Source organism: Hymenobacter polaris (assembly GCF_012927305.1).
In the GTDB taxonomy this organism is placed as follows: domain Bacteria; phylum Bacteroidota; class Bacteroidia; order Cytophagales; family Hymenobacteraceae; genus Hymenobacter; species Hymenobacter polaris.
The window spans coordinates 1,250,880-1,275,470 of the sequence record NZ_JABBGH010000002.1; the positions used below are offsets into that span (position 1 = coordinate 1,250,880).

Here is a 24,591-nt window from a genome sequence, read left to right on the forward strand (position 1 = left end):
TAAAAAACTTGTTTTAAAATCTCGCAGCGTCGGCGCTTCAACGGCCTAAAAAGGTGGCTCATTAGTACTGCCAGGCTCTTATGGCCACTGGCGCCTAATCTTGGCTGTGGGGCGGCCTACAGCTAAAAAATCCTGGCGGCGCTCACTAACTATCGAGTTTTTGTGGGCCGCTAGAAGTGGCAACAAAGTACAATTTACGCCAGCTCGAACTGCAACCGCAACAAATTAGCGTACAGCCCGCCCTCGCGCTCACTCAGCTCCTCGTGCGAGCCGGCTTCTACAATGCGGCCGCCGTCGATAACCAGGATTTTATCGACCTTGCGGATAGTGCTGAGGCGGTGGGCGATGATAAGACTGGTGCGGTGCTGCATCAGCTCGTCGAGGGCACCCTGCACCAGCTTCTCGCTCTCGCTGTCGAGCGACGACGTGGCCTCGTCGAGGATGAGGATAGCAGGGTTTTTGAGGATGGCGCGGGCAATAGCCACGCGCTGGCGCTGCCCGCCCGAGAGCTTGATGCCGCGGTCACCCACTAGCGTATCGAGCCCCTCGGGGAAGTTCTGGATAAACTGCCAGGCGTTGGCGCGCCGGGCTGCCTCCACGATTTCGGCGTCGCTGGCGCCGGGCTTGCCGTAGGCAATATTCTCGCGGATGGTACCGCCAAAAAGCAAGGTTTCCTGGGGCACGATGCCAATATGAGCGCGCAGAGCCGTGAGGTCATAGTCGGCCACGTCGTGCCCATCCACCAGGATGCGGCCGCCGCTGAGCGGGTAAAACTGCATGAGCAGGCCGGCGATAGTGCTTTTGCCCGCGCCGCTGGGGCCTACCAGGGCAATTTTCTCGCCCGCCGCAATGTGGAAGTCAATGTCTTGCAGCACCGCCACGTCGGGCCGCGTGGGGTAGCGGAAGGCCACGTGCTCGTAACGAATGTCGCCCAGCACCTGGGCCGGCACCAGCCCGAGGGCCGGCTGCTGGTGGGTAGGCTCTGGCGTCTCATCCAGGATTTCCAGGATGCGCTCGGACGCCCCTAGGGTGCTTTGCACCTTGCCATACAGCTCGCCTAGGCCCGCCACTGAGGCCCCGATGAAGGCCGTGTAGATGATGAACGAGGTGAGGTCGCCGACCTCTAGGTGGCCGGGCGTGCCCTTGGGCAGGTGCACCAGCGTGGCCCCGCGCCACAGCACCAAAATGATACCCCCAAATAGCCCGATAATGACGAACGACACGAAGCCGCCGCGGAACAAATTGCTTTGCAGCGCCGCGCGCACCACCTTGTTGAGCGACGCGTTGTAGCGCCGCACCTCAAACTGCTCGTTGGTAAAGGCCTTCACCGAGTTGATGGACTGCAGCGTTTCCTCCACGATGGTGTTGGTGTGGGCCAGTTCCTGCTGCACGGTGCGGGCCAGGGTGCGAATTTTGCGCCCAAACAGGCCCGCCGCCAGCACGATGGGCGGAAACGTGAGCAGCATGAACAGCGACAGCTTCCACGACACGGCCACGATGAAGGCGATGCCGCCCACCAGCGTAAATACCTGCCGGAACAGCTCGGCCAGCGTCAGCGAAAACGAGTCCTGAATCTGGGCTACGTCGCTGGTAATGCGCGAGGTGATAGCGCCCACCCGGTTCTGCTCGAAGTAGGGGATGGGTAGCTGCACAAACTTGGCGTAGAGCGCCTCCCGGATGTCGCGCACCGTGAACTCGCTCACCTGCGTGAAAAACCAGATGCGCCCAAACGAGAAAATGCCTTGCAGCACTGTCACCAAAAACAGCCCTAGGGCCACCCGGTTGATGTCCAGCTCCAGGCCACCGGGCAGGCGCAGCGGCTCGCCAGTGGCCACGTTCACGAGCTTGCCCGCAATCCAGGGAAACGAGATGGTGCTGAGGCTGCTGAGCACCAGCAGTCCCATGCCCACCGTAAACTTGCCCCGGTAGGGCAGCACGAAGCGGAAAATGCGCAGGCTGCGCTGCAATGACGCTTTATTTATCTTGGGCTTAGGCAGGTCGGCGGTAAGGTCGCTGCCACTGGTATTGAGTCCACTACGGGCCATAATATCGGGATAGATGCCAGCCAGCAGGCCAGCGCACTTGCTATAAAGACGTAAAGCGGGCGGAAATACCGCAAGGCGGCGCCCCGGTGCTAATTCAGGCCCGGCGCGTCTTTAGCCGAGCGGGGCACCTTGCGGTCGGTTTCAAATTTGGTGACCCCGGCGTTGTCGAACGGCACGGGCACCTGCACCAGAATGGCCACCGGTACCCCGCGCCGGGTAGCGGGCTGCCAGGCCGGCATGGCCTGCACCACGCGCAGCGCTTCGGCGTTGCACTCGGGCGTGAGGCCCTTGGCTACCTGGGGGTTGATGAGCTTGCCGCTGGTATCGACGGTGGCCTGCACCACCACGTCGCCCGTCACGCGGGCCTGCTTGGCCTTGGCGGGCACCTGCACGTGCTGGCTGAAGTACTCGCCCATGGCTTCCTCGCCGCCGGGGTACTCGGGGGCGTGGTCGGGGCGGTTGGCGGCCCCGCCGCCGGCTTGCAGCTGCATGGCGCCGGGCGCCAGCGTGATGGGCGCCTTGGCCGCTGGCGCGGGCTTGGTTTGGGCCAGCACCCCTAGGGGGGTAGTTAGGACAAAAGCTAGAATAACGGCGCGCATAAAAGAAAAACGGATAAGGATAACCAACGGAAAGCCAATTCAAATTTACGACAAAATCGGTGCGGCTTCGGTTCGGGTGGTGGGGCGCGAGATTAGCAGTAATCCGAGAAAGATGAGCAGCCCATTAAGGAGCAGAATCTCGAAGCCGAACTTATAGCCGTTGAGCCACTCCACGGAGTGCGTGACGATGAGCAGCGTGAGGCCCACGCCGGCTGCGCAGGTGGGCAGCACCAGGCGCTCGCGCAGGCGCCGCGTGGTGAAGATGCCGAACGCAAACAGCCCCAGCAGCGGCCCGTAGGTGAAGCCCGCCGCCTTGTACACGGCATCAATCAGGCTCTGCTCGTTGAGGGCGCGGAAGATGAGGATAATCACAATCAGCACCACTGACCAGCCCAGGTGCGTGAGCTGCCGCAGCCGGGTTTGGCGCTTTTCGGAATACTGCTGGATGTTCAGAAAATCGACGCAGAACGAAGTGGTGAGCGCCGTGAGGGCCGAGTCGGCCGAGGCGTAGGTGACGGCGATGATACCCAGAATGAAGATGATGCCCGCCGCCAGCGAAAACTGCGTGGTGGCCAGGTAGGGGAAAACCTTGTCGGTATCGAGCCCGCCCTTGGCGTTGAGCAGCTGCGGCATGTGGGTTAGGTCGAGGCCCTTGGCGGCGGCGTATTTATAGAGCAGCACCCCTAGGGTCAGAAACAGGACGTTGACGCTCACGATGACGGGCGTAAACCAGAATAGGTTTTTCTGGGCTTCGCCGAGGCTGCGGCAACTCAGGTTTTTCTGCATCAGGTCCTGGTCGAGGCCCGTCATCACGATGGTGATGAACATGCCGCTGGCAAACTGCTTCCAGAAAAACTTATCATCCCGAAAATTCGAGAAGTACACCTGCGACATGGGGCTGTCGCGCACCGTGCCAATGAGTTGCTTAAACGAATAGTTGAGCGCATCGGCCATGAAGTAGATGCTCAGGGCCACGCAGCTCAGCATAGCCAGCGTCTGGAAGGTATCGGTCCAAAGAATGGTTTTGAGGCCGCCCCGAAACGTGTAGAGGTAAATGAACAGGATGCTGACAACTACCGTGACCCAGAACGGCACGCCCATCGAGTCGAACACGGCCAGCTGCAGCACACCCGCCACCAGGTAGAGCCGCAGGGCCGACCCTAGGGAGCGCGAAATTAGGAAAAACAGCGCGCCCGTTTTGTAGCTCCAGTAGCCGAAGCGCTGCTCCAGATACGAGTAGATGCTCACCAGCCGCAGCCGGTAGTAGAGCGGCAGCAGCACGGTGCCGATAACCAGGTAGCCCGCCACGAAGCCCAGGGCCACGGCCAGGTAGCTCCAGCTTTTGCCATACACGTTGCCCGGCACCGAAATAAACGTGACGCCCGAGAGCGAGGTGCCAATCATGGCGAAGGCCACCATGTACCAGGGCGCGTTGCGGTTAGCTACGAAGAAGCTTTCGCTGGTGGCCCCGCGCGAGGTGAGCAGGGCAATGATGACGAGAACGATGAAGTAGCCCGCAACCAGGCTCAGAATAAGGGTCGGCGACATTTTTTGAAGCTGTTAGCTCTTAGCTGCTAGCTACTGGCTTTTTAGAGCAGCGTAACAAGTCGGCAAAGCTACAGGCTTGCGCCGTTGCGTCACCCCTAGGGCTGCTTATCACGCAGCCAACGGCCAACCAGCTAGCAACTCAAAAATTACATCCACTGCGTCCAGTCCAGCACTTCGCCCACGGCGGGGGCGTGCAGCTCGCCGCGCAGCAGGCCACCGGCCGCCACCTCGGTTAGCAGGCGCAGGGGCTCCGAGGCGGGCTCGTCGCTCAGGTCGAAGGTGCCGTAGTGCATGGGCACCAGGTGGCCGGCGCGCAGCACGTTGGCGGCTTTGGCAGCCTCGTGGGGGTTCATGTGGCTCTGGTGCATCATGAAGGGCGGCTTGTAGGCCCCGATGGGCAGCAGCACAATGTCGAGCGGCCCAAACGCCTGCTCAATCTGCTCGAAGTGGTCGCCGTAGCTGCTGTCGCCGCCGAAGTAGATGAGCCGGTCGGCGGTCTTGATGAGAAAGCTGCCCCACAATATCTCGTTCAAGTCGAACAAGCCGCGGCGGCTCCAGTGGCTGGCGGGCAGGTAGTATAGCTCGAAGGGTGCGGCCGGCCCCAAGTCGAACTGCTGCCACCAGCCGGCCTCCTGCACTGGCAACTGGGGCAGCCAGCCGTGCAGCAGCCCGCCCACCCCTAGGGGGCCCAGCACCTGCAAGCGCGGGTTTTGCGCGGCCAGCGTGCGGATGGTGCGCTCGTCGAGGTGGTCGCGGTGCGCGTGCGAAAGCAGCAGGTAGTCCACATTGCGCACATCTTGGGGGCGGCAGGGCAGGGGGTGGCGGTGGCGCAGCCCTAGGGAGCTGAACAGCACTGGGTCGAACACCAGGCTTACGCCCTGCACGCGCAGTAAAAAGCCGGCGTGCCCCAGCCACACCAGCATGTCCTGGGTCGAGAAAAAGGCCTCGGCGCAGGGCACCACGGCGGGCGTCCAGGTGTCGCGCTTTTTTTCTGCCTTCTGGGGATTGGCCGTCAGCTGCCAGCGCAGCACTGTGCCGAAGCTGGGCTCGTAGAGCGTTTCGCCGTTGCAAAATTCGGCGCCGATGAGCTTGTTGCCGGGGTAGCCGGGGCGAATGGTGCGCAGCGCGTCGTTGCGGCGGTAGTGGGCAGCGGGCATAAACTATAAGTGGAGCGGCGGGCCACTAATTGGCCACAAAGTTGTTGTAGTACTACCGTCGGCCGCCAAAGTTCGTATGTGGGCTAGCACGCCGCTTCATTCCGTCCAATCCGCCTTTTTTCCTCCGCTGAATTCATGAGTGATTCCCAATTTTCGTCCGGCCGCTCCCTGGCTCACCAGCTCACGGAAGAGGATGCCGCCCGCATCCAGGCCCAGTTCTTCGCCCAGGTTTACGGCTGGATGGCCGCTGGCCTGGCCCTCACCGGCGGCGTCTCGCTGCTGGTGGCTTCCTCGCCCGAGCTTATCCAGCTCATTTTCGGCAACCGCATTCTATTCTTCGCCCTCATCATCGCCGAGTTGGCGCTGGTAGGTTTCCTCACGGCCCGGGCCGATAGCTGGAGCCGCGGGGCCGTGCAGGCGTCTTTCCTAAGTTATGCCGTGCTCAACGGCCTCACCCTGAGCGTTATATTCTTGGTGTATACGGCGGGCTCCATTGCCTCCACCTTTTTCACCGCCGCCATCATGTTTGGGGTGATGAGCGCCTTTGGCTACTTCACCCGGTCCGACCTCTCGGGCTGGGGCAAGCTGCTGGGCATGGCCCTGATTGGGCTGGTCATCGCCGTGGTGGTCAACCTGTTCTGGACCAATAACATCCTTAACTTGATAATATCCTTCGTGGGCGTTATCCTGTTCACGGCCCTCGCTGCCTACGACACGCAGAAGCTCAAAGCCATTGCGCTGGAAAAAGCGATGGGCAGCGAGGACGCCAGCGCGAAAGCATCTATCTTAGGGGCCCTCACTCTGTACCTCGATTTTATTAACCTCTTCTTGTTCCTGCTGCGCTTCTTCGGCCAGCGTCGCTAAAATTATCCGGAAGCACAGAAAAACCCCGACTGCTCACGCAATCGGGGCTTTTTGTTGAGGTAGGCCCTAGGGCCCGGGCCTTACTTGGCGGCGCTGGCCAGCCAGGCGGCCCGCTGCTCTTTTTGGGCGGCGGTGGCTGTCATTTTCTCCACTTCCTCCATGGGCTGCACCTGCACGTTGGTGTCCTCCGTCAGCACCACTTGCACCAAACGCTCCTGGCCGGCGCGGTTGCGCACGCGCACCGGCACGAGGTCGGCGGGCGTGTGGCGGCGCATAATGGTTTCGAGGGTGGTCATGTTGTCAATTTTCTCGCCGTCGAGCGTAACTATCTGGTCGCCACGGTCGATGCCAGCCTTGTAGAGGCCCGAGCCGATGGTGGTGTTGCGCGAGAGCAGGCAGCGGCCCTCCTCGTCAAACTCCACCTGCCGGGGTAGCGCGGCGGCCAGGGCCTTCACCGGCGTCACGGCCAAACCCACGGTGGCCAGGTTCTCCTTGAAGCGCGGCTCCTCGTGCCCGTAGATGTAGCGCCGGAAGAAGCTGCCCGCGAAGGCCGTGTCCTTGGCCACGGTGCCCAGCACGCGCTGCAAGTCGGCCACCGTGAAGGCCTTGGTGGGGGCTAGGGCGGCCGTCTGGTTTTTGCCAAATTCCTGCCACATGGCCTGCATGTACTTGTCGAGCGAAGTGTGGTAGCGCTGGCGCAGCTGCAAGTCGAGGCACAAGGCCAGGCCCGCCCCCTGTATGTAGTAGGAGAGGTAAGTGTTGCTGCGGTTGCTGGGGTCGATGCTCACGGCCGCGTCCACGAAGGTGGCTTGCCGGCTCATCTCCACCGGCGAGGCGTAGCGGGCGCCGGGCGCGTTGGCGCGCGCATTCACCCACGAGCTGACGCGCTCGAAGAACTGCTCGTCGTTGTAGTAGCCCGCCCGGCGCAGAATCAGCTCGCCGTAATACTGCGTGAAGCCCTCGCCAAACCAGAGCGCATCGCTCATGTTAGCGCGCTGGAAATTAAAGGGTTCTAGGCCCTTCGAGCGAATGCGCTCGGTGTTGTAGGAGTGAAAAAACTCGTGCGACACGGTGCCCAGGTTGCGCAGCTCACCCTCCTCCTTCAGCGGCAGGTTGGAGGTAAGCGAGGTGGAGTTGCGGTGCTCCATGCCATCACCGCTGGCCTCGGGCAGGTAGTCGGCCAGGAAGGTATAGCGGCCAAAATCGAACTGGGGCAGCTCGCCGCCGTACACGCCGGCCGCCTCGCGCACCACTTTCTGGGTCTTTTTCACGAAGTTATCTACCTCCGAAGCCGGACCCTGGTAGTAGGTTGCCATCTCGAAGTGGCGGCCCCCGTCCTGCCAGGTGTGCAGCAGCTGCGGGGTGCCCGCTACAATGGGGCTGTCCATCAGATACTGCAAATTGGGCGCCGTGAAGGTGGTTTTATCGGCGCCGCTGGCCCGCAGCTGGGTGGCGGCTTTCCAAGTGGCGGGCATGTCCAGCTTCACCTCGGCCGCCCGGTTCTCCAGGCCGTCGGCGTAGCAAAGCGTAGCCGGCAGGTTGAGGTGGGCGTGCTGCTGGTCGATGCCTGCGTAGGTGCCGTCGGTGCGGTCGCCATACAGGGTGTAGTTGAACTGCACCGTGCCGTCGGCGCCCGGCACTACCTCCCACGCGTACGGGTCGACGCGGTTGACAGCCAGCAGCTTGCCCGCACCATCGGTGGCGATTACGTAGTACGTGTTCTTGATAAAATCGTGCACCGCGTAGCGCCCCGGCGACGAGCGCGCCATGCGCACCGTCAGCTTCTGGCCCGGTGCCAGCCCCTCAAACGTAGCGCCGACGCGGGCCTCGTGGTGAATGGCGTTGGGGAAGGAGATGGTGTAGCGCACCGGCGGGCCCACGGCCGCTGCCGGGCGCGCCACTGGCGCTACCACGGCCGCCGGCCGGGCCACCGGGGCTGCCGGGGCCGCTGGGGTAGCTACAACTACCGCCGCTGGGCGCGCCGCCGGAGCCGTAGCAGCCGGCCGCCCCACTGCAGCGGCAGGGCGCGCCGCCGGGGTAGCTGGCCGTACTGCCGCTGCAGTGGGCCGCGCCGCTGCGGTAGCGGGCCGCGCTGCCGCAGCAGCCGGCCGCGCTACCGGGGTAGCCGGCCGTACAACTGCCCCAGGCTTAACCTGCGCGCTAACCCAATCGGGTAGTAGTATTATTCCACCTAGCACCCACCCAATAGTGTAAAGAGAACGTTTTTTCATAAATTGTAACAGGATAATACTAATAATGCTTGCTTGCCTAGCATAGTGGCTGCAAAGTACTGACAAAACTCAATAGCGCATCTAGTTTGTGGCACTATTCGGCGAGCCGGCCCCTAGGCCGGGCGCCACACCTGGGCCGCCACCGCCCCCCCGAAGAAGCGCTGCTCCCAAGTCGGCCGCAGGCCTAGGGCCGCCAGCCCGGCCGGCCACGGGGGCATGCGGCGCGCCTCCAGCCCCACCGCCCACCCAAAAAACCAGTACATCAGGGCCAGCAGCGCGCGCCGCCAGCCCCCGCGCGCCGGCCAAAAATCGGCCACTAGCCAGGGGGCGCCCGGCCGCCGCGCCGCATCGAGGCGCAATAGGGCAGCTGGCAGGGTTTCGGGCAGAAAGGAGTCGAGCACAAAAAACGTGACGAGAGCGTCGAACTGCTCGCCGGGCCTTAGGGCCCTTTCGCTGCCCAGGCGCAGCTCGATGCTGGCGCCGGGCGGGGGCGGGGTGCGCCGCAGGCGGGCCGCCGTGCGCGCCAGCATGGGAGCCGCCACTTCCAGGTACAGCACTTGGGCCTGCGGGCATTGCCGCCACAGGGGGCGCAGCACCCAGCCAGGGCCGCCGCCCAGCACCAGCACGCGCGGCGCGGGCCCCAGCTCTGCCAAGCCGGCCGCCAGCGCCGCCCGCTGGGTGCGCCGCAAGCTGCCCCCAAAAGCCACCACCGCCAGCAGGTCGTAGTAGCGGGCCAGCGCGCCGTAGTCGGCCGGGTGGCGGGGGGCGGGGGGAGTAGGCATGGGTGTGGTAGCAACCAGCGGCGAGGAGTATTGATAGCCCAGGGTGCAAAATTTTAAAAAAAATGCGCGACGCAAGTAGCTGAAAAACAATTTTCCGGCCCTCGCCAACCAGCTACCCTAGGCCCCAGTGCTAGCTATAGCTTGCGCGGAGTCAGAAAAATAGCGTACCTTTGTGCCAGCAAAACGCCCCCGCTCCGTGCGGGGTAGCCGTAGTGCCTAGCCCGCGCTTGTGGCGAAATTGGTAGACGCGCTGTCTTCAGGCGGCAGTTCCGCAAGGTGTGAGAGTTCGAGTCTCTCCGAGCGCACGAGGTTTATACGAAAAGAGCCGGTCCTATTAGGGCCGGCTCTTTTTGCGTTTTAGCCGGTGGCATTTCACCTGCAAGCTGCCGCGTTCCAGCTGTTGGTCCTGGCTGAACATTGGCAGTCAGAGGGCGTATTGAAAGCTGAAAATAGCCTGAAAATCAAGGTATTCGGTGCAGCCGCGTACGCCGGTCAATTAGCAACTAATATACTGAGCGCAGCAAGCTTGTCTTGGGTAAGGGCAGCGCTTTAACACCACTCGGCGCGCCGGTCTGACAGCTAGCTCGTGCGCGGCCCCCTAGGGTACTAACGCAAACTCTCGGACCATTTGGCGCTGGTTTCAACCAACAAAATTTCAGTTAAACCCTACAACATTATGCCCCGAAGGATACTCTTGCTACTGCTGCTGGTACTGCCTACGCTGGTACGCGGCCAGCGCGGGCCGGTGTATGCCCGGCCCGCCGCCTACGCCGGCCTCTACAGCAGCCCCGAAGCCGCGCGAACCCGCACGCCCCGCCTCGTGCGCTACGACTTGGCCGTGCGCGACACCGTGCTGGTGCGGGGTGGGGCGCGCAACCACGCCCTGGCCACCAACGGGCAGGTGCCGGCCCCCACGCTCACCTCCACCGAGGGCGATACGGCGCTCATCTATGTGCGCAACAACACCGGGCGTACCATCTCGTTTCACTGGCACGGCATGCTGCTGCCCAACCGCTACGACGGGGTGCCCATCCTCACTACCGAGCCCATTGCGCCGGGCACGGTGCACACCTACAGATTCGCCATTAAGCAGCACGGCACGCTCTGGTACCACTCGCACACGCGCCTCAACGAGCAGCTGGGGCAGTACGGGCCCATCGTAGTGTACCCGCCCACGCCGCTGCCCACCCCCGACCAGGTGGTGCTGCTCTCGGACTGGACGCGCGAGCGGCCCTGAGAGATTCTGCGCTCGCTCAAGCGCGAAACCGATTGGTACGCCATCGAGCGGGGCTCGGTGCAGAGCTACGGCAAGGCCTTGCTGAGCGGCTACCTGGGCACCAAGCTGGGCCAGGAGTGGCGCCGCATGCCCCAGATGGACCTGGCCGACGTGTATTACCAGGCCAGCCTCGTGAATGGTCAGCCTAGCCAGGCGCTGCCCCAGGCCCGGCCCGGCCAGCCGCTGCGCCTGCGCGTCATCAACGGCTCGGCGGCCAGCTACTACTGGGTGCAGTTTGGGGGCGGCAAACTGCGCGTGGTGGCCACCGACGGCGTGGACGTGGAGCCCGTGGAGGTGGATAAGCTGCTGGTAGCCACCGCCGAAACTTTCGATGTGGAAGTGACGCCGCCCGCCATAGGGCAGTACGAGCTGCGCGCCACTTCCTGGGACATGGCCGGGTACAGCAGCTTGTGGCTGGGCAGCGGCGGCGAGCGGCACGAGGCCCCCACGCTGCCCCGCATCAACTATTTCGAGCTGGTGCGTAATATGAACGGCATGATGAGCAAGATGCCCGGCATGCACATGGGCCGCGCTCCGGCCGGCGTGCCCGCCCCCGCCGTGGCCGCTGCCGGCACCGCCCTGCCCCCGCCCGGCCCCGGCATGAAGATGGACGGTATGAAGATGGGCGGCCGGGCCGATGCGAAAATGCCCAGCATGACCATGAGCTCGGCCAAAGGCTCCCAGCAGATGCCTGGCATGAAAGGCGAAGCAAACGGCGCCGACGCCCAGCCGATGCCCGGCATGAAAATGGGGGGCGCCGCGCCCGCCGACAGCGCCCGCCCTAGGGCCACCGCCAAGCCCAACCTGGACAGCCTGGACAAAGCCCCGCCCGGCAGCATGGCCGAAACCAACATGGCCGGTATGGCTATGCCCATGGCCGATGGCAACGGCAGGAAAATGAGCGGCATGGGCGGCATGCCCATGGCCCCCCTAGGCACCTTCAACACCGGCGCCAAGCAGCTGCAGGCCGCTTTCCCGCACGAAACCCTGCTCGACTACACCATGCTGCGCGCCCCCCAATCCAGCGCCCTGCCCGCCGACCGGCCCGTGCGCACCATCCACCTCTACCTGACGGGCAACATGTTTCGCTACGTGTGGAGCATCAACGACACGCCCCTCTCGCGGGCCGATAAGATTACCATCAAGCGGGGCGAAACCGTGCGCTTCGTGCTGCACAACACCACCATGATGAGCCACCCCATGCACCTGCACGGGCACTACTTCCGGGTGGTGAACGGGCAGGGCGACCACGCCCCGCTCAAGAACACGCTCAGCGTGGCGCCCATGGACTTGGTGACCATCGAGTTCGACGCCAACGAGTACCGCGACTGGTTCTTCCACTGCCACCTGCTCTACCACCTCAACTCGGGCATGGCCCGCATCGTGCACTACGCGGGTGACTCGGTGCGCACCGACAACCCCAGGCTGCTCGCGCGCTTCATCGGGCAGGACCGCAAGCTCTTTCCCTATATCGACGCCACGGTGCAAAGCCAGGGCACCTGGCTGGAGGGCGGCATCCGCAACTCGTACTGGCTGCTGCGCCAGGAAGCCCGCTTCGACTGGCACGGCGACTACGAAGCCGAAACCCACCTGCAGCGCTACCTAGGGCCCAAGCAGTTCTTGGCCGTGTATGCCGGCGCCGACTTCCGCGATAACACCCGCTACCTGGCCCCCGACGTGCGGAAGCGCGACGAGAACGGCCACCGCACCAACTCGCACGACTACCGCCAGGTGGTGTGCGTGGGCGTGCGCTACTTCCTGCCGATGATGGTGTGGTCGGATTTGCGCTTCGACAGCGGCGGCAAGCTGCGCCTGCAGCTCGAGCGCGAGGGCCTGCCCCTCACCAGCCGCCTGCGCTGCGACCTGCGCGTGAATACCGACCGGGAGTACACCGTCAACCCCTACTACATCCTGGGCAAGTACGTGGCCCTCTCGGGCAGCTACGACAGCGACTACGGCTGGGGCGCCGGCCTGCGCATTATCTACTAGCGCTGCCGCCCCCCTAGGGGCCCTAGGGGGGCGGCAAGGCGCGGCAGCCTATTTTAGCAAAAATTCGTTAAACCGACTTTTTGCTTCCCGCTGCCCCTATGCCTGCTCCCGTCGCGCCCCACCAACCCGAGCCGCCCTCCTCACGCTGGGCTGCCTTCACGGGGCTATTCACGGCGCAGGTGCTGCTGGCGCTGGGGCTGTTCGTGGCGGCGTTCGCGCTGTTTTTCTACCTGGCGCGGGTGGTGTTTCGCGAGCACTCACAGGTGTTCGATAACTGGGGCTTCGCCCAGATGGACCGGCTGCGGGCGGCGCAGCCCTGGCTTACGTGGCCCATCGAGAACGTGCTCACGCGCTTCGGCTCGGTGTATTTTTTCGTGCCGGCCAGCGTGCTGGTGCCGGTGCTGCTGTTTCGGGCGGGCCGACGCCGCTACGCCATCGAGTTCATGCTCTCGATGGCCGGCGGCATCGTCCTCAACGAGCTACTGAAAGCCTGGTTCCACCGCGACCGGCCTACCTCGGCCCTCATCCACCAGTATGGCCTGAGCTTTCCCAGCGGCCACGCTATGATGAGTGTGGCCTTCTACGGCTGCCTGGCCTGGATTGCGGTGCAGCACGGCCGGCCCCGCGCCTGGGCGGTGGCCCTAGGGGCCTTCACCCTGCTCATCGGCCTCACGCGCATTTACCTGCACGTGCACTATCCCACCGACGTGGTGGCCGGCTTCGCCGCCGGCCTGGCCTGGCTAGTGCTGCTGCGCACGGGCCTGCAACTTTTTTGGAAAGAGAAAAAAGAGTTGATTGACGAAGGCCAGCCGCTGCTAAATAACCCATAAGCGCTTTAAACGCGCACTTTCACGCGCAGGGCCAGCAGGCCTTTCACGCCCTGTAACTCTTCCAACTCCAGGCTTTCTATGCCGGGCTCCAGCAGGCCGCGGTCCTGCAAGTAGTCAATGTACTCGTGGTACTCAGTGGCCTCGCGGGTTTGGGCGTACACCAGGGCCAGGTAGCCGGGCTGGGTGAGGCGCTCGCCGGTACCGAGCACGGTGGCCTTGTCGATGCGCTTCTTAATTATCTCATAGCGAATGTTATACGTGCCATCCACGTCGAACTGCCGCTCGTCCTGCCGGAAGCGGATGCTCAAGGGCTGCGAATGAATGAGGATGAGCTGCGTGGTGGCGAGGGGAACCGGTAACTCGGCCTGCAGGGCGTGGGTGCGGCGCGTTATCTCCACCATCACCAGCAGCTGCCACAGGCGCAGGTTTTTTAGGAAAACCAGGTCGAAGGGCTTGTCTTGCACCAAGCTGCCGCCCACGTAAATATTATATTCCACCCCGTCGGTTTTGAGGCGCTGGTAGTAGTGCGGAAACATGGCCTGCGCTTCCGCTTCCTGCTCATCGAGGTAGTCGCTGATGGTATCATTGAGGCGCGTTACGCTCAACTCAAAGTCGCGCCGCCGCTTATACAGGATGCCCAGGTGCTCGTCGATGTGCTGCCAGTAGCCGGCGATGGTGGGGCGCAGCTCGGGCACGTTCTGAGCCAGGTACTCAAACAACGGCTCCACTTCAGTCCGCAGCGAATCGTAGATGCTGACCTCATCGCCGCTTAAGATGCCTTGCCGCAAGCGGCGCAAGTGCTTGTTCACGTAAAACTTTAGCTCGTCTAGGATAGGGAGCTGCTGGTATTCGGAAGCTTTTTTCAGCACCCGGCCGGCTAGGGTCAGGTGCTCGATGAGGTCGCCCTGCACGGCTTCGTTGCGGGCCGTGCTGCTGCCCCGGATGTCGCTGGAGCCGTGCAGCGGGTACACGTCCTCAAACACGATGGCCTCCATCTCGACCACGCGGCCGCCGGCTTCCTCGCGGCGGGCCAGCAAGCGGCGGGCCGCGTCGTTGAAGCGCCACTCCATGGTGGGGTGAATAGCGGTAAAGTACTCTTTTACGACGGACTGTACGCGCGTTTCCTGGTCCTCAGCGTTGCGCTTCACGGCCACCGCAAACAGCGGCACAAACTGGTTGACTAGCTCCAGGGCAAACTCGTCGAGGTCGCCCACGCCGGGCGAGCCCAACTCCAGCAGGCCTACCGTGTCGGAGCCGTAGGGCAGGGCCGCCAAGATAGCCGAGCGCACCCCTAGGCGCAGCATTTGCTGGCGCAGGCTGTCGGGCAGCTCGGGGGCGGTGGCCACATCGTCGAGCACCAGCGGGCGGCGCTCAGTCAGCAGGCGGTTATACACCTGCCGGAAGTCGTTTTCCAGCCCCTGGCCTTGCAATTGCTTGGTCAAAAAGCTGTGGTTCACCTTGCGCCCGAAGTCCACAAAAGCCTTTTTGCGCTCGTCGTAGGCGGCAATGCCCAGCTGCAGGGCCGGCAGCGCAAACAGCACCCGCAGCTTTTCCTGAATCTGCTCAATGCGGTCGGAGGCCTGCAGCACGTCGCGTTCCAGCAGGTCGTATTTCAGCTCGCTCAGAATTTCCTGGGTCGTCACGTCCACTAGCTGCAGCAGGTTGAAGCCTTCGAGCATGAAATGGGCGGGCGGCAGCAGCTCGTACCAAGTGGGCAGGTGGTGGCGGTGGCGCAGCAAGTGTTGCACCTGCTCGGCGCTAAGCGCGGGCTTCTCGCCCACCACCCGCACCCGCACAAAGGTTGAGTCGATGCTGACGCCGTAGTGCCGGTAGAGCCCAATGCGGTAGTCGGGCACGGTGAAGATGAGCGCCCCCGGCAGCGGCAGCTCGGCCCCATATTCGCGGCTGAGAATGAGCAGGTAAGCCAGCCGGGTCATCAGCTCCTCCAGCATGGCTAGGTCCACGTTGAGTGGCTGCTTAATGGTGCGGTCGCGCCCCAGCAGCACCTCCGCGAAGCGCGGGGTATAGTAAAACGCCTGGCGATGAAACGGCACGATAGCCCCCGTGATGGCCGTGGCCGTGGCCGCGGGCGGAAACATGGCCAGCATCAGGGTATCTACCAGCTCAGGGTTGGCATCGAGCACGGCCACACTGGGCAGGTCGCCGTGGCAGGCCGGATGCTCGGCCACCTGACGGGCTACCGTGCGGGCCAGGCGGGCCACGCCGGGATTGTCATCGTGTTCGTGCTGAGCCCAGTAGGCTATCAGCGGCTCCAGGCTTAATACTGCCGCGAAGGGGAAGCCGGTGGGCGCGGCGCCGGCCGCCGGGGCTAGGGCCAGCGGCTGGTCGGCGGGGCTAGGGGGGGCAGAAAGCAGGCTAGGGGCGGGCATGGCAAAAAAGGCGGCGCGAGTAGCTATACGCAGGCGCCCCCGCCAGGGGCTAGGCGCCGCACCTATTTGGTAAGCTGAATAACGACCGGCACCCGGTTGCTGCCCGAGCCGGCTTCGGTGGTATTGGTAATGATATTAGGGTCGGTGAAGTTGCCACCCAGGATGCGCACCCGCTTCAGCGAGTTCTCGTAACAAGTGCAGCAGCCATCGGCCTGGTAGCGCCCAATCACCCGGATGCGGTCGAGCGAGAAAGTGGTGAAGGTGTGCTTCTTGAACGTGCCGGCGCTGTCCTGCGGCACGTAGAGGCGGTAGCGGTAGCGGCTGATGTTACCGCCCGCCGTGGCCGCCGCAAACGGGGCATTATTGCTCAGAATAAGCAGGCCTGTCGTATCAACGCTGATAGGACTAGCTGCCAGGCGTCTTTTTAGCGTGTTATTCACACGCTGACTGCGCACCAGCGGTAGCGAGTCAAGGCTGAGGCCGGCTCTGGTACTATCGTAGCGCGCCAGGTATACGGTAGCTATTTCAGTATTGCTGAAGGCATTGGCGCCTTGCGTTCTGAACGAGAAATATAGCGAGTCGGCCAGCAAGTCCTGGCAGTCGCAGGGAGTGTTGCCGCAGCAGCCAGCCAGCAGCACTAGCAGGGGGGAGCCCAACAGGGCCAGCAGAAGTTTACGAAGCATACGGATACCTAAACGAACACCCGGCCCGGGCAGTGTGCGGCGGCGCACTGCCCGGGCCGGGTGGCAAAGGTCGGGCGGGGCAGCTTAGCGGCCGTCGCCGGCCGAAGCGGCGTTGCTTACTTGCCCGCCGGCCAGCATCAGCGTGCGCAGGCGCGTCGAGGCGGTATCGAGCTGGGGCCGAATCTGGGCTAGGGCCTCGCGCAGGGCAATAACGTCGGCCAGACGCGGCGCGTCGGTTTGCGAGTAGCCGTGGTACATGGCCACTTTTACGTTGGAAGTGCCTTTGCCCACGTAGGTGCCCAGCAGCTCGCCGCTGGCGTTCATCATTTGCACCTCGGCTTGCAAGTCGGTTTTATACCACTCCAGCGGGGCACCTACTACGCTGGGCGCCAGCATGGTAAGTACCTGGGCGGCTTGTAGGCTGCGGCCAGTGCGGTTGGTGTGCACTTTGGTTACTACCAGGCGGGCGTAGCCGTAGGTGACCGAGTCGGTAGGCTCCAGAATGTTGCGCTGCAGCTCGGCCTTGAACATGCGGAGCGGGTCTTCGGGCAGGGCACCATCGTTCATGGCCAGCGGGCCGGGGTCGGCAGTGATTTCCAGCGGGGGCAGGCGCTTGCTGATAACGGCCGTGGGCGTGGAGGTGAACATGCCCTTCGATGATTTGCAGCCGCCTAGGCCCGTAGCCAGGGTTAGCAGCGCGAGCCCGCACGAACCGATAACTGTGGAGGTAAGCTTCATAAGTAGAAAGTGTAAAAATCGTTGTTATACCTGAGGATAGTATTATTGCTAGAAGAAGTTGAATATGCTGGTAAATACTACGCAGTCAGCTTAATTGCGCCTCTAAATTACTGCTTTTGCCCTGAATAGGCGCAAGGCAATAATAGCAAATTTCCACTTTTATTGAAATTCATGGGTTAAACGCGCTGGTTTAGCTTTAGTTAGCAGCCTGCGTAAAAAAACGGATGTTAGCCAGCAGCACAACGTAGAAATACCCAAAACTGTGTGAAGTGCTGGTAGCCCTCGCTTAACAACCCGCTTGCCTAAGCGGCAGGTGACGGGAAGCTGCCCGCGCCGCCCAGCAAGACTAGGGGGGTGGGGCAGGCGGCGAAAAACAAGAGTGTCCGCGCCGCCGACGTGCGCCGCCACCGACTGGGGGAGCAACGCTGCCGCGAAAAATTAGGTTGCCCATTGCAGCCACCGCACACCCTAACTTAGGAAGGGGCCCTAGAACAGCAACAGCGCTAAGTCAGGATTTGCCGTATGAGTCCCAGAATTTGCTCTGGCGCACTTTCAGTTCGCACGTTACCTCTTTCACCTTTTCACTTTATGAATAAAGCAGCCCTGCTGCTGGCTGGGTTGGCCCTCGCCAGCTGCCACCGCGCCGCCAATGTCAAGTCCGGCTCGGTTTCGGCCGGTACCTCTACGCCCGTTGCCCAGCCCGTTACCACGCCCGCCGGCGTGAAGACCGCCAATACCAACTTCAAGTACCTGAATGGGCGCGGCAAGGTGCACTTTAAGCGCAAAGACACAGACCAATCGGCTAACTTCGCCTTACGCATCAACCGCGACTCGGCCATCTGGCTGTCGGGCTCGCTGCTGGGTATTGAGGGGGTGCGCGCCCTGCTCACGCCCGACTCGGTGCGGGTGGTGAACCGCCTGCAAAAGACTTACTTCGCCGGCGACTACGCCTACCTGAGCCAGCTGCTGAACGTGCCCGTGAGCTACCAGCAGATGCAGGCCATCTTGCTGGGCGACTACCAGCCCGCCCCTAAAGGCGCCCTGCCGATAGTGAAGCAAGAGGGTGACAACCAGAGCGTAACTTATCCCCAGGCGCCCCTGATACTGGAGCAGCTGGTGAGCCAGAGCACCGGCCGCCTGCAGCAGCTGAAGGTAAGCGAGAGTAACGCTCAGCGCAGCCTCACCGTGGGCTACACCGATTTTCAGGCGCCTACCGGCTCGCCGCTGCCCTTCGCCTTCACCACCAACGTGCTGGGCCAGCAGGGCGCGGGCGCCGAAGCCACCTCGGCCACCCTCAACTACCAGAAGGTAGAGGTAGGCGCCGGCCGCCTCGATTTTCCCTTCAGCATCCCCAGCGGCTACAAGAAGGAGACGCGAGTAGGCAAGAAGTAGTAGCGCCTCATTGATGGCTGCAGCACAAAGCCGGCTGACTGCCCTAGGGGTGGTTGGCCGGCTTTGTGCTAGCTAAGAGGAGATGCCAGGCCGCTGCTAAGCGCAGGATGGTGCTGGCTTTGGTGGAAGCCGCTGGCTGCCTGCTGGGCGCGGCGCGGCAGCGGTGGGGCCGCCAGCCGGTTAGTCGTGCGTTACTTTGTAGAGCGGCCGGCTGGCCGCGTTTGCCCGTGACTTTCGCACCACTACTTTCTGCTCTTTACCGAAGCCTAGGCCCGCTGCTGCTGCTGCTGCTACTGGCGGGGCCCGTGGCCGCGCAGCACCGCCGCCCGGCCACCAAGGGCAAGCCGGCGGCCAAAACCAAGAGCAATGCGCCGGCCAAAGCAAAAAGCAGCGCCCAGGCCCCTAGGGCCCGGCGCACCAAAAAGGGCCGCTCAGCTGAGGAGGAACCCGCGCCGCGCCGCGGCCGCACCAGCCGCCGCGAGCGGCCCGCCGCTGCCAAAAGCAAGGCCCAGCTGGAGCGGGAGCGCCAAGCCAACCTCAGTCGCATTGCCGAGGCGGGGCAAGTGCTCACCCAAACCACCCAGAAAAAGCAAGCGACCCTCGGGCAGCTCAACGTCATCAAGGAGAAGCTGACGGTGAAGCAGGGCCAGATTCAGCACATCTCGACCCAGCTCACGGGCATCGAGCGCAACGTGCACCACACCACCCAGCAGGTGCTAAGCACCACCGAGCAGCTGGCCCGCCTCAAGCAAGAGTACGGGCGGCTGCTCTACACGGCCTCCAAAACCAGCAGCGGCTTCAACCAGCTTATGTTTTTGTTTGCGGCCGAGTCGTTCAATCAGTTCGTGCAGCGCCTGCGCTACGTGCACCAGTACACCCAGCAGCGCCAGCAGCAAGCCCTGCGCATCGTGATGGCGCAGCAGCAGCTAGGGCAGCAGCTCGACGGCCTCACGCGCCAGCGTCAGCGCCAGCAGCGCCTGCTAAAAACTCAGCTGGTAGAAAGCAAAAATCTGCTAGGCCTCAAGAGCCAGCAGGATGAGGTGGTGCAGCAGTTGAGCCAGCAGGAGCAGGGCCTGCGCCAGGAGCTGGCCGAGCGCCAGCAGGCCGTGGCCCGCCTTGATGAGCTGATTGCCCAGCGCGTGCGCGAGGAAATTGCCCGCGCCGCCCGCGCCGCCCGCCTGGCCGCCGCGGCGGCCCGCCGCCGCGCTGAAGCCCGCGCCACGGCCGCCGCCCGCCGCGCCCGCCGCAGCGAAGCCCCGGCCTCGGCCGACGAGGAGGGCGGCGACCCCAGCGCCAACCCTGACAGCGACAACCCCGAAGAAACCAGCGCCGACCGCAGCGCCCGCCGCGTGGCCCTCACGCCCGAAACGGCGGCCGTATCGGCCAACTTTGCCGACAACCGCGGGCGGCTGCCCTGGCCGGTGGCGCACGGCTTCGTGGCCCAGCACTTTGGGCGGCACCCGCACCCGGTGCTCAAGCACGTGACGGTGGACAACCGCGGCGTGGACATTCAAACCAACCAGGGCGAGGCGGTGCGGGCCGTGGCGCCCGGCCGGGTGCTGACGGTGGCCCAGGTGCCGGGCATGGGCACCATCGTGATGGTGCAGCACGGCGAATACTTCACGGTATATGCCAAGCTGCGCGGCGTGAGCGTGCACGAGGGCCAGCAGCTCAGCGCCCGCGAGCCCCTAGGCACCGCCGCCACCGACGCCGACGGTACTGCCCAGGTACAGTTCCAGGTTTGGCGCAATTCGGCCAACCTCAATCCCGAAAACTGGTTGGGCAGGAAGTAATTAGTCACCAGTCATTATCTCATCATCTCCACCCAGCCTTTGATGGCGGGCGAGTTGTCGGCGGGGGTGATGAGGTAGTAGTAGATGCCGGGGGCCAGGCCCGCGCCGTCCCAGGTGTTTTGATAGGCGGCGTCTTCGTACACCTGCTGGCCCCAGCGCGAAAACACTTGCAGGCGCGGCGCGCAGCCCCCCAGGCGCGGGGCAAAGCGGTCGTTCTGGCCGTCGCCGTTGGGTGTGAACACGTTGGGAATGAGCATACCCTGCACCACTATGGGCGGCAGGCCCAACTGCTGCGAACAGCGGTTCTGGTTGTAGCGCACCGACACGCGGGGGCGGAAGGTGCCGGCCGCGCGGTAGGTGTGCGTCACGTCGAAGCCCGTTACGGCGGTGCTATCGTCGCCGAAGTACCAGGTTACTACTGCGTCGGTGGGCAGGGTGGCGGGGTCCTGGCGGTAGTGCAGCAGCAGCGGGGCCACGCTGGTGGGCGTGCAGGTGCCCGGCACCAGGCTAGGGGCTAGAGTGGGCGCGGCCAGCAGCGTGATGCGGCGCGTGGTTTGCGAGGGGCAGGTAGTGGCGGCGCCCACCAGGTAGGTGAGCACGTAGGTGCCCGCCGCTGTGGGCGGGATAAATACGCCGCCCGCCGACACGCCGGGCCCGCTCCAGGTGCCACCCGCCGGCAAGCCACGCAAGCTGAACGGGCGCGTGGCGCCGGGGCACAGCACCGTATCGGGGGGCGCCACGGCCACGAAGGCGGGCATCACCTGGATGGTGGTAGTGGCTTGGCTGGCCAGGTTGGCGCACACCGAGTTGGCCAGCACCGTGTAGGTCAGCGTATGGGTGCCCACTAGGCCCGCGGCGGGCGTGAAGACGTAGCCCGCCGCCACCGAGCCCGACACGCCCGGCCCACTCCAGGTGCCGCCCGCCGGACTGCCGCCCGTGAGGGCTACCGGGGCGTTGGTGGCGCACACGGCCCCTAGGGGCTGCACGACGGCTTGGGGCGGGGCCGATACCGTTACCAGCACCTGGGCGGTGGCTTCGCAGGTGCCATTGGCGGTAGGCACCGAGTAGGTAAGGGTTTGGCGCACGCTGCCCAGGGCCGGGTTGGGGGTGAAGGTGTAGCCGGTGCGGGCCGAGCCCGCTACGCCGGGCCCGCTCCAGGTGCCGCCCGCGGGCCGGCCGCTGGGCAGCGCCACCGGGCCGCTGTTCGAGCACAGGGCGAAGTCGGCGCCGGCCGTGGCACCCAGCACCGCCACCTGCCGGGTGGCCGAACTGGGGCAGGGCGTGTTGGCCCCCACGGTGTAAGTGATGGTGAAGATGCCCGCCCCGGCCGCAGCCGGCGAAAACGTATTGCCCACCACGCCCGGCCCGCTAAACACGCCCCCCGCCGGGCTGCCTTGCAGCGCCACGGTGGGCGGCGCCACGCCCGCCTGCAGGCAGTAAGTATCCTGCGGTAAAGGGGCTAGGGCGGCCGTCTGCACGGGCGCCACCGTGATTACTTGCCGGGCCGTGACGGTGCAGGCGGTCGTCACGCCCGTCAGCGTGTAAGTAAGCGTTTGCACGCCCACCAGTGCCACCGCAGGCGTGAAAACGTAGCCCGCCGCCACCGAGCCCGACACGCCCGGCCCGCTCCAGGTGCCGCCGGCCGGCGTGCCGCTTAGTGTTACTGCCCCCGAGTTGGCGCACACCGTGCGGTCGCTGCCTACGGTAGCCACGGTGGGCTCGAAGTTGATTTTGAAGGCCGCGTTGTTGCACAGTGCCTGGCCGTTGGTGCTTTTCGAGCCGTTGACGGTGGAGTAAGTGTAGGCGCCCGGCGGCACTGGGAAGCCGGTGGTGCTGAAGCACGAGCACACCGCCGCGTAAACCACCCCCCTAGGGTCAAAGCGCGAGGTGCCGCCGTCCACGTGGTCGCCGGTCGAGTAGGGCGTGGCGTTGCCGTAGTAGGTGCCGTAGGCCAGGCTGCTGAGGCCGGCCGAGAACTGCACCAGGTAAAAGTCGGAGCCTTGGCCGGGCGTGTCGGGCGTGGTGCGCACGGCGTTGGGCGTGGTAGGCATGCCATCGGTGTAGCCGTTTTGCGACTGGTACCCGGCGTAGGTATAAGCCACCTGGTTGGTTTGCCCACCCCAGCCGCAGGCATACACCCGGTCGCACTGGTCTACCAGAAAGGCGGTGGGCGAAATATCAATCGTGCTGCGGCCGCTGCCAAACACCGTGCTCACTTGCAGCGTGGCCAGGTCGGCGCTGAGCTTACTGATGAACTGCCGGCTGCCGGCGTTGCGGTACGTACCCGCCGTTACGGGCCAGGTGCCTAGGGTCTGGCCCAGCAGGTACACCCCGCCATCGGCCCCGAGCTGCACAAAAAAGGCTTGGTCGTAGGCGCTGGTACCTAGGAAAGTGGCCCGCTGCACGGCGCTGCCATCGGCCGCGATGCGCGCCACGAAGCCATCGACGCCGCCCTTGCTGGTGGGCTGATAGCCGCCCGTGGTGCCCGGCAGGCTGGCGCTAAGCGTGCCGCCCGCCGCGTACACGTTGCCGCTGCCATCGAGCTGCAGCGAGTAGGCCGCGTCGGCGGCGCTGCCACCCAGCAAGCCGCTCCAGCCCAGGCTGGTAAAGTCGGGGTTGAGCTTGCAGAGCACCGCGTCGGAGGTGCCGCCGCGGTAGCTGGGGCCAAAGCTGCCGGCGGTGGTGGGGAAGTCGGCCGAAGCCGACACCGAGGCCAGGTACACGTTGCCCTGGGCGTCGGTGAGCACGTCGCCGCGCAGGGCGTCGCCGTAGTTCTGGGGCAGCTGCCGGGTGGCGGATGTAGCCACGTAGGCCGCTATGCCGTCGTTGGCGCTGCCGCCTAGGTAGGTCGAGGCCAGCAAGCTGCCGCCGTTGGCGGCCAGGCGGCTCACCACGATGTCGGTGCCGTTGGTGACCTCGTAGGGGTAGCCAGGGTCGCCAAAGGGCTGCACCGACGTGCCGCCCTTGAAGCCGCGCTGCACCGCCCCGCGCGTAGTAGGGTAGTTGGTCGAGGCTGTGCTGCCCAGCACAATCAACTCATTATTAGCGTTTACTACCAGGCTACTCGGAAAGTCGGCCCGGTCGCCGCCCAGGTAGGTGGCCCACACCCGCGAGGCCGCCCCGTTCACGGCCGGGTTGTACTTGATGAGCGCGATGTCGATGACGCCGCCGAACGTGGTTTGGAACGCGCCGCCGCTAGTCGGGAAGCTGGGCAGCGCAAAGCCGTCGTTCAGCACGATGCCGCCCGAGTACATGTTGCCCGCGTTGTCGTAGGTGGCCGTGAAGCCCCAGTTGCTGCCCAGCGCCCCCGAGTAGGTCGAGAAAATCACCGTGGGGTCGATGACCAGCGGCCGGGCGTGGTCGTAGGCGCCCAGCTCAAACGACACGATACTTTCTTCGGGGTCCAGCCGGTAGGCGCAGGCCACGGGCTGGCGCGCGCCGCTGGCGAGGTCGAGCTGGTAGGCTTGCGGGTGCAGCTCGGTGAGGTCGCCCACGGTGGTGCCCACGTGCAGCTGGCCGTCGGCGCTCACACTCAGGCTGGTGGCGCCCTCGTAGCGCAGGCGCACTTGCCCAGGGTCGGCCCCGGCGGCCAGCTCCAGGTCGTACTCTAGGTGCTGGGTGGCGTTTTCGTACAGCCGCACGTCGATGCCCGGCCAGGGCTGCTGGTAGCTTACTTGTCGGTAGCCGGCAGCGGCCGGGGCCCAGTGGGCGGGGTCGTTGCCGCTCAGGTAGTTGTGGGTGCCGCTGGTGGCCTGCGCGGGTTGCAGCGGCGCGCTGGCCCTAGCCCCCTCAAAGCGCACCCAGAGCTGGTGGCCGCGCAGCGCCTCGCCGCTGCCGCGCGCCCCGGCGGGGGCGTCGTGGTCGTGGGGGTGGGGCAGGGGCTGCATCAGCACGTAGCGCAAGGCGCTGCCTTCCAAGTACAAGTGCCCGCCCGGCACGGCCGCCCCGTAGCGCACGCCGGCCGGCCACTGCCCCTGGTTCTGGATAAATTCCAGCGACTGGTCGTCGGGCGGTGGGGTGGCCAGGTGGGGCTGCGCGTGGCCCGTGGCAGCCAGCGCAAGAAAGAGGTAGAAGCAGTAAAGAAATTGTTTCATAGCGAGTGAAAAATCCCGGTAAGTAAAGCTACGCCGAGCCACCACAATACCCGGCGGGCGGCGGCGTATTTTTGCGGCGGCGGCTGGCCAAGGCTGCCGCCGCATCGGCCAGCCCCAGGCCCCTGCGGCGGCCAAAGGCCGGCCAGCCTGGTTCGCTGCCCCCACGTAAGCTGCCCTGCC

General features: G+C 64.6%; 16 protein-coding genes and 1 tRNA gene. 7 read left to right on the forward strand and 10 right to left on the reverse strand.

Going from position 1 to position 24,591, the window contains the following annotated elements:
* Positions 1-194: 194 nt before the first annotated feature.
* The 4 genes from HHL22_RS15450 to HHL22_RS15465 form a co-directional block, all read right to left on the reverse strand.
* Entirely contained in the window at positions 195-2,045 is a 1,851-nt protein-coding gene (locus tag HHL22_RS15450; protein ID WP_169532236.1) for an ABC transporter ATP-binding protein, read from the reverse strand.
* A gap of 89 nt (positions 2,046-2,134) precedes the next feature.
* Positions 2,135-2,644, reverse strand: a complete 510-nt coding sequence (locus tag HHL22_RS15455; protein ID WP_169532237.1) for an energy transducer TonB — start codon at positions 2,642-2,644, stop codon at positions 2,135-2,137.
* 45 nt (positions 2,645-2,689) lie between these two features.
* A complete protein-coding gene (locus tag HHL22_RS15460) occupies positions 2,690-4,192 on the reverse strand; it encodes a sodium:solute symporter (protein ID WP_169532238.1) in 1,503 nt (500 codons plus the stop codon).
* Positions 4,193-4,338: 146 nt separating this feature from the next.
* Complete coding sequence (locus tag HHL22_RS15465; protein WP_169532239.1) at positions 4,339-5,349, reverse strand: MBL fold metallo-hydrolase; 1,011 nt, start codon at positions 5,347-5,349, stop codon at positions 4,339-4,341.
* 135 nt (positions 5,350-5,484) lie between these two features.
* On the opposite strand from HHL22_RS15465, the gene HHL22_RS15470 reads away from it, so the two are divergent.
* A complete protein-coding gene (locus HHL22_RS15470; RefSeq protein ID WP_169532240.1) occupies positions 5,485-6,213 on the forward strand; it encodes a Bax inhibitor-1/YccA family protein in 729 nt (242 codons plus the stop codon).
* Positions 6,214-6,293: 80 nt separating this feature from the next.
* Here HHL22_RS15470 and HHL22_RS15475 read toward each other — a convergent pair whose 3' ends face one another.
* Together HHL22_RS15475 and HHL22_RS15480 are read right to left on the reverse strand one after the other, a co-directional pair.
* Positions 6,294-8,225, reverse strand: a complete 1,932-nt coding sequence (locus tag HHL22_RS15475; protein ID WP_169532241.1) for a M61 family metallopeptidase — start codon at positions 8,223-8,225, stop codon at positions 6,294-6,296.
* Positions 8,226-8,557: 332 nt separating this feature from the next.
* Positions 8,558-9,226, reverse strand: a complete 669-nt coding sequence (locus HHL22_RS15480; RefSeq protein WP_169532242.1) for a class I SAM-dependent methyltransferase — start codon at positions 9,224-9,226, stop codon at positions 8,558-8,560.
* 223 nt (positions 9,227-9,449) lie between these two features.
* Between HHL22_RS15480 and HHL22_RS15485 the strand changes: the two genes are divergently transcribed.
* The 4 genes from HHL22_RS15485 to HHL22_RS15500 all read left to right on the forward strand — a co-directional run bounded on the left by HHL22_RS15485 (position 9,450) and on the right by HHL22_RS15500 (position 13,321).
* A tRNA-Leu gene (locus HHL22_RS15485) sits at positions 9,450-9,531 on the forward strand.
* Between the two features lie 371 nt (positions 9,532-9,902).
* Positions 9,903-10,463 carry a multicopper oxidase domain-containing protein gene (locus HHL22_RS15490; protein ID WP_169532243.1) on the forward strand — a complete coding sequence of 187 codons (561 nt, stop codon included), beginning with the start codon at positions 9,903-9,905 and terminating at the stop codon, positions 10,461-10,463.
* 57 nt (positions 10,464-10,520) lie between these two features.
* The gene (locus HHL22_RS15495; protein WP_169532244.1) at positions 10,521-12,491 is read left to right on the forward strand and encodes a multicopper oxidase domain-containing protein; all 1,971 of its coding nucleotides are present in this window, start codon (positions 10,521-10,523) and stop codon (positions 12,489-12,491) included.
* A gap of 98 nt (positions 12,492-12,589) precedes the next feature.
* Positions 12,590-13,321 carry a phosphatase PAP2 family protein gene (locus HHL22_RS15500; RefSeq protein WP_169532245.1) on the forward strand — a complete coding sequence of 244 codons (732 nt, stop codon included), beginning with the start codon at positions 12,590-12,592 and terminating at the stop codon, positions 13,319-13,321.
* A 5-nt stretch (positions 13,322-13,326) separates the two neighbouring features.
* Here HHL22_RS15500 and HHL22_RS15505 read toward each other — a convergent pair whose 3' ends face one another.
* From HHL22_RS15505 to HHL22_RS15515, 3 genes are all read right to left on the reverse strand, one after another.
* Positions 13,327-15,711: a GAF domain-containing protein gene (locus tag HHL22_RS15505; protein ID WP_169532246.1), complete on the reverse strand. Its 2,385-nt coding sequence runs from the start codon at positions 15,709-15,711 to the stop codon at positions 13,327-13,329.
* 62 nt (positions 15,712-15,773) lie between these two features.
* On the reverse strand, positions 15,774-16,394 hold the full coding sequence (locus HHL22_RS15510) for a hypothetical protein (protein WP_169532247.1): 621 nt from the start codon (positions 16,392-16,394) through the stop codon (positions 15,774-15,776).
* Positions 16,395-16,478: 84 nt separating this feature from the next.
* Positions 16,479-17,132, reverse strand: coding sequence for a hypothetical protein (locus tag HHL22_RS15515; protein WP_169532248.1), 654 nt, complete (start codon positions 17,130-17,132; stop codon positions 16,479-16,481).
* A gap of 588 nt (positions 17,133-17,720) precedes the next feature.
* On the opposite strand from HHL22_RS15515, the gene HHL22_RS15520 reads away from it, so the two are divergent.
* Both HHL22_RS15520 and HHL22_RS15525 read left to right on the forward strand, forming a co-directional pair.
* The gene (locus HHL22_RS15520) at positions 17,721-18,524 is read left to right on the forward strand and encodes a DUF4292 domain-containing protein (protein ID WP_169532249.1); all 804 of its coding nucleotides are present in this window, start codon (positions 17,721-17,723) and stop codon (positions 18,522-18,524) included.
* A gap of 227 nt (positions 18,525-18,751) precedes the next feature.
* Complete coding sequence (locus HHL22_RS15525; RefSeq protein WP_317172672.1) at positions 18,752-20,317, forward strand: murein hydrolase activator EnvC family protein; 1,566 nt, start codon at positions 18,752-18,754, stop codon at positions 20,315-20,317.
* Positions 20,318-20,331: 14 nt separating this feature from the next.
* On the opposite strand, the gene HHL22_RS15530 is transcribed toward HHL22_RS15525, so the two are convergent.
* The gene (locus HHL22_RS15530) at positions 20,332-24,411 is read right to left on the reverse strand and encodes a DUF7948 domain-containing protein (RefSeq protein WP_169532251.1); all 4,080 of its coding nucleotides are present in this window, start codon (positions 24,409-24,411) and stop codon (positions 20,332-20,334) included.
* Positions 24,412-24,591 lie beyond the last annotated feature (180 nt).